At 41.8% G+C, this 5,821-nt stretch carries 8 protein-coding genes; 5 read left to right on the forward strand and 3 right to left on the reverse strand.

Annotated features, from left to right (window positions below):
• From AC1DUA_RS20175 to AC1DUA_RS20185, 3 genes are all read left to right on the forward strand, one after another.
• The coding region (locus AC1DUA_RS20175) for a Ger(x)C family spore germination protein (protein ID WP_477501476.1) at window positions 1-1,068 on the forward strand (1,068 nt) is incomplete at its 5' end.
• A complete protein-coding gene (locus AC1DUA_RS20180; RefSeq protein WP_477501477.1) occupies window positions 1,065-1,316 on the forward strand; it encodes a hypothetical protein in 252 nt (83 codons plus the stop codon). The genes AC1DUA_RS20175 and AC1DUA_RS20180, both read left to right, overlap by 4 nt.
• A complete protein-coding gene (locus AC1DUA_RS20185) occupies window positions 1,313-2,392 on the forward strand; it encodes a GerAB/ArcD/ProY family transporter (protein WP_477501478.1) in 1,080 nt (359 codons plus the stop codon). Before AC1DUA_RS20180 ends, AC1DUA_RS20185 begins: the two co-directional genes overlap by 4 nt.
• A gap of 85 nt (window positions 2,393-2,477) precedes the next feature.
• Here the strand turns inward: AC1DUA_RS20185 and AC1DUA_RS20190 are convergent, their stop codons facing one another.
• Complete coding sequence (locus AC1DUA_RS20190) at window positions 2,478-2,696, reverse strand: hypothetical protein (protein ID WP_477501479.1); 219 nt, start codon at window positions 2,694-2,696, stop codon at window positions 2,478-2,480.
• A gap of 387 nt (window positions 2,697-3,083) precedes the next feature.
• Window positions 3,084-3,242, reverse strand: coding sequence for a hypothetical protein (locus AC1DUA_RS20195; protein ID WP_477501480.1), 159 nt, complete (start codon window positions 3,240-3,242; stop codon window positions 3,084-3,086).
• A 79-nt stretch (window positions 3,243-3,321) separates the two neighbouring features.
• On the opposite strand from AC1DUA_RS20195, the gene AC1DUA_RS20200 reads away from it, so the two are divergent.
• Both AC1DUA_RS20200 and AC1DUA_RS20205 read left to right on the forward strand, forming a co-directional pair.
• The gene (locus AC1DUA_RS20200; protein ID WP_477501481.1) at window positions 3,322-4,335 is read left to right on the forward strand and encodes a hypothetical protein; all 1,014 of its coding nucleotides are present in this window, start codon (window positions 3,322-3,324) and stop codon (window positions 4,333-4,335) included.
• 113 nt (window positions 4,336-4,448) lie between these two features.
• The gene (locus tag AC1DUA_RS20205; RefSeq protein WP_477501482.1) at window positions 4,449-4,754 is read left to right on the forward strand and encodes a hypothetical protein; all 306 of its coding nucleotides are present in this window, start codon (window positions 4,449-4,451) and stop codon (window positions 4,752-4,754) included.
• 365 nt (window positions 4,755-5,119) lie between these two features.
• On the opposite strand, the gene AC1DUA_RS20210 is transcribed toward AC1DUA_RS20205, so the two are convergent.
• Window positions 5,120-5,821: YitT family protein (locus AC1DUA_RS20210; protein ID WP_477501483.1), on the reverse strand; the 702-nt coding region annotated here is incomplete at its 5' end.

Raw genomic sequence — 5,821 nt, forward strand, 5'->3', positions numbered from 1 at the left:
GTCATGCTGACAGCAATTGATTATGACAAAGATAAACAAATGTTTATTTTTACTATCAACTGTATTGACGCTTCAACGAACAGTTCTGGAGACTCAGACGAAAAAATAGAATGGGTCGCTACTGCATCAGGCAAGTCTATTTTCGAGGCAGCACGCAATTTACGGAGTCGCGCAGGAAAAGTGCTGGTCTGGCAACATGATAAGTYTTTTCTAATTGGCGAAAGCGCGGCACGGAATTCGATCTACGAAATTGTGGATTTTATGACTCGGACGCGAGATATTCGGCTATCCAGTTACATAATTGTAAGCCAGGGAAATGCAAGCGAAATGATGAGAACCAAAGCAGAAACCCAAGATCTTATCTCGAATGAAATGATTGGTAAAATCAAAAATGAGCATCTATGGGGAAAAAGCCTATCTATTACTGTTAAAGATGTCGTAAACTATTACACCAATCCTTATCGCGGATTTGTAACTGGAAGGCTAAGCAAACTGAAGCCAATTGGCAGTTCACGTGAAGTGCTTCAACTTAGAGGCGGTTCTGTCATTCAACAGGGGAGGCTCACACAATGGATTTCGGGAACGGATGTTCTTTCAATTCAAATTATTGTCAATAGGAAATATTGGCATGATCTTGAGTTTTCGGAATATGTGGCTTATAAATCGGCCAATTTAGGAATGAGGATGAAGGTAAGCAAGCGGTCTATGAAGTTAATTCAAGAGGATGGAAAACCCCTTATCATGATTAAAATAGGATTAATAGGATCTGTAACGAGTCTCGATAAGTACTTAAATTTACCAGATCCGACCACACTTCAAGCTATCGAAAAGTCTTCCAGTCAACAAATAGAACAGCGTATCAAAGATAGCCTAAACCGTTTTCAACACGAACTAAAGGTAGATGTTGTTGGATTTTCTGATTTTATTAGTAAATACCATCCAAAGGAGTGGGGCGGGATGGAGAAAACATGGGTAACTGACATCTATCCTAAAATTCCGATTCGTGTACACGTGGACGTTAAGATTCCAACGGTTGGAATGATTCAAGTACTCGGAGGTGTAAAATGAATGGTTATTTGACGATTATATTAATTTTCCTTTACTGTGCTTGGAAAGCTACAAGTTTGTGGAAGAAGAAATTTCGACGTGAAGCCGCTGTACTCTGTATGTTATCGCTAATCGCGGGTATGTATTTCGTACCTTCTATTGGTGACCAGATTCCAACGCCTAGTTCCATAAATATATGGCTTTACAAGCCAATTGCCGAGTATGTGAAGCGTAAGGTAAACTTTGTTCCGGAGGAATATCCATTGTGAAATTTGAAAAAATATCGCCATTTCAGCTCGGATTTCTTTGTTTTGCATTCATGTCGGGCTTCTCAACCCTCTATTTGTTAGAAGCAAAAGTAATTATGCATGATGTTTGGATTGCAAATGTTACAGCGATGGTTGCTGTACTTCTGATACTTAAAGTGTTTACATATGTCCAAAGCCAGTTTCCAAATTTGAATTTTAGTGACATAGTTGAAACTTTATTTGGTAAATGGTTAGGGAAGTTTGTACTAGTTTTTTATCTCATGAGCATGACTGTCCTGGGTGTATTATCGCTACGCTCTATATCGTTATTTTATACAACAGCAATTCTGCCGAATACTTCTCCAATATTGATCATGGGGCTTGTTTTATGTGTGACGACTTACGCTGCTTTTCTTGGACTTGGCACCATTTCTCGATCCATCGTACTTATTTTGCCATTTTTCATTGCCGCCATCTTAATCATTGGATTTTTAATTTATCAAGACGTTGAGGATAACCCTTTACTGCCACAGTTTCAGCATCCTTTTCCATTGATATTTTACTGTGCAATGATATCGTTTGGTTTTCCCTTCGGTAAAGCAGCAGTCATCGCTTTTGTCTTCTCAGAGGTGACAGTTCTCAAGAAGATATATAAAAGTTGCTCAATCGCAATCGTTTCCTCCTGCATATATTTGCTCATCGCAACCTATCTTTCGTTTGGTAGCCTTGGTGATAATATGTTTAAAACGGCATCCTTCCCATTTTTTTCCTCCATCCAAATGGTTAAACTTGGAGAATACATTGAGCGAATTGAAATTATGATTATCAGCATTTGGACAGTTCTAACACTCTTCGAGATTATCGTTATCCAATACGTATTTATAAAAATAATAGGTCGAATGTTTAAATTGCGAGATATAAAGGCACTCTATTTGCCTGTAGGTGCAATCTTTTTAGTGGTTTCAAGTAAAAGTGCTGTCAATTCAGCGGAGCTCATTGCTTATGATCTATCCATTCTACCATTTTCAATTATCTTACCGAGCGTTATTATTCCTCTAAGCATGTTGTGTCTAGTTTGCTTTAGGAAAATGAAATGATGCCAAGGATGGAGGGTAGACAGGATTTTTTCTGTAAAATATGTTACAAACAGTTAGAATTGTTTCCAAGGCAATGGACAAGGGATTACAATTGTAGACTTTTATGCACCATGGTTTTCAGAAACAGACATCCTACTCCCTTTTGAGAAACGGACATTCTATTCCAAACTAACATCAGTCCAAATAATTGACCTGGTTCGCTTGCACCGGTGGCCGGCTCATCGCGCTGCAGACGCAAAAGGCTCCGGTTAGCCGGCGTGCGTGGTCCGCTCTCCAAGCGGCGCTTTGGCGGTAACCAAGTCAAATCACTGCAGAACCTCCATGACTTAGGTTTGCCCGACGCGCCCGCACCGGTGCCAGATCATCGCGCTAGAATTCCTTTGTAATTGCTGAAGAATTTATTTTTGAATTGATATTAGAAAGTAACATTTCCGAAAGTTGCTGAAAAGCGTTATAGCGAAGGGGAATCCGGTGGTTTATTCAACTAATGGATAACGAGTTCAATCAAAAGACAAAGGCAGCTGGCATACGAGCAGCTGCCTTGTCTTTTCAAGTAACGGGTAGATTTGCGTGGTGGTAGTGTCGGTATCAAACTTTTCATACTTTAGGTATGATTCTTTTCCTTTTTTCAATTGCTCGATATGTTTAAGTGATTCTTCTGCCTTTTTGAGATACGTATCGTCGTTATTTCTTACTGCACTTTGTAATCAATGCCAAATTGAGCTTTCTTAGCCTTAATTTGAACTTTCAAAGAGGCTATATCTTTATCAGCAAGTGCGGAAACTGAAAATATACTTGCCCCAACTAAACATGTAGCTGTAATGGCAATTAGTTTTGTTTTTAATTTCATTATGAATTCCCCCTATTTTCTGGGATCTATTTAGTTATCGGCTTTAATCTTTAATAGGTATAATTGTGCTGATTTTGCAATGCACGGTTTGCTTCGGATGTACATTCGCCATGCGGGAAGCGGACGAATTCCAGAGCCTCTTAAGGAGCGGATGAAGGCTTGCATCCTTGGGTTCAAGTATTGGGTCGATGAGCCGGGAAGGTCGATGATGTTTACTCGCTCGGTGAATCATGAAATATTATTTCATAGTGCGGAATATGTGGCGGGGTTATTGTTTCCCGGCGATCTGTTTACCAACAGCGGACAGAACGGACTGTTTCATGCGATGAAGGGTCAGCTTAAATCCGAGCGCTGGATTAAGGAGAAGGGCACTTATGGTTATATGGAGTGGCATTCCAATACGTATTATGAAGAGGATTTGCTGGCTCTGCTGAACATTTATGACTTTGGCGAGGAAAACGCCTATATTCGCATCCTTGCCCGTCAGCTGATTGATTTAACGGTAGCAATTATGGCAACGCACAGCTACCGGGGCGTGATGGTTACGACCCATGGCCGCAGCTACGAGGAGAGCATCATTCATCCAGAACTCGAGTCGATGAGTCACCTGAATTGGCTGCTGTTCGGTCAGCCTAAGAGGCTCGTTAGGAAGCTGTCTATCGGCTGCGTGGCGCTCGCAAGCAGTACCTATACGCCACACGCGGATTGGGAGGGCGTAGCCTCAGACGAGGAAGACCTATTTACCCGGACACGAATGGGCTTGTTCCCGAACAAGGGAATGGATGGTGTAAATTGCGCCACCTACCGGACTAAGGAATATATAGTATCCGGCATGGTGGGATCGAAGAAAGGGGAGCACGGCGGACAAGTTCATGCTGGGCAGATCTTATTGGACGGTACAGTGCCGGTATTTGTCACCTGTTTCGATAATAAATCGGGAATGACTCGTCCCTCCTATTGGGGGGGGGGGGGCAGTACCGCAATCCGAAGACGATTGCGTACAAGCAGCTGCTGGCGTACATCTACCGCCTTGACGAAGGGCCGGGTTTCACCCACTGTTATTTTCCTTTCGAACGGTTCGATGAAACGGTAGAGTGCGGAGGTTGGCTGTTCGGACGCAAGAATGAAGCGTATATCGCGGTATATTCTCAGCTTCCCTATATTCGGACGGTATCGGGGAAATATAAAAATTGCGAGTTGCTCTGTATGCATAAAAATAATACTTGGTTGTTCGAGGCAGGCAGTCTGCGTCAATCCGGAACATTCTCCGAGTTTGTCGAAACGATCATGGCAGCCCGGCTGGTGGAGTCGGGCGAAGGACTCCGCTACGAATCGCCGGCGCTCGGGACCGTTGTGCTGGATTACGACGAGCTCTGTTCGGTTGAGGGGAACTTCGTGCCGGACGGGGACTATCCGCTGATCGATAACCGTTATGTTGCTGGCGAATACGGTACGGGTATTACCAAGTTTCAGATGAAGGACGGAACGCAAATTTTAAACTTTTTAATTTAGCATACATGGAACAGTGTATACGACTCGAGCTTACAAGTTGTCAGTTTGACAAGAATTTGATGATATTTATGACAAGATCTTTATCCACTTCCCGAACAAAAACATCGTCATAATTTTTGACGATGTTTTTGTTTGTAGCGCAAAAGTAACTATATTTTTGAAAATCTTATTGGAGCGGTTAAATCTGTCACTACGCTCTAACAGTGAACGTTTGTTGAATTTGAGCTGTATAAATGGTTGTAAGAAGTACTTCAAAACATATTTGTCACCCAACAGTATAGTATCCAGCTTCATGTTGAGTGGACTTAGCAAATTAACGAATACTTCGGGTGAACTTTGGAATACTCAATCAACAAGCAGAATATTTAGGGATTATGAATGTCGACAAAACCTTTACCGAACACATCCTGCACATTTTGAACCGTCATGAAAGCTTCGTGATCCGCGGATTTTACGATGTTCTTCAGCAGGGCAACCTCCTGTTTCTTGACTACAACATAGAGAATATTCATGGAAGTCTTCGTATAATAACCATGACCGCTTAAGACCGTAACACCTCGATCCATAAGATTGTTTACTTGTTGAGCTATTTGGTCTTGTTTTTTGGAAATAATCGTTATAGATTTCGTTGGGTTCAATCCCTCTATCACGAACTCCATCACTTTGGTAGCAACGAAAAGCATAATAATGGTGAACATCAGTCTTTCGGGGCCAATGATAAAGTAGGAGGACGCTGCTACAAGAACATCGCACAACAACAACGCAAAACTGATATTCCAGTCCCAGAACTTGTTCATCAACTTCGCTATAATAACAGTGCCAGCAGTCGTACCTCCTACCCTAACAATAAGTCCGATGCCAAATCCAATTATAGCCCCTCCGAAAATGGAATTCACAATTAAATCGTTTGAAGCAATATGCCAACCCTGGGTCAGATGAAGAAACAACGAATGGAAAGAAACGGCAACGATTGTATATAATACAGTCTTTCTTGTTAACAAACGGGATCCAATTGCCAACAGTAACAGATTAATAATCAAACTTGTCCAACCTGGAGACCATTCCAT

This window comes from Paenibacillus sp. 01T422, assembly GCF_056398785.1.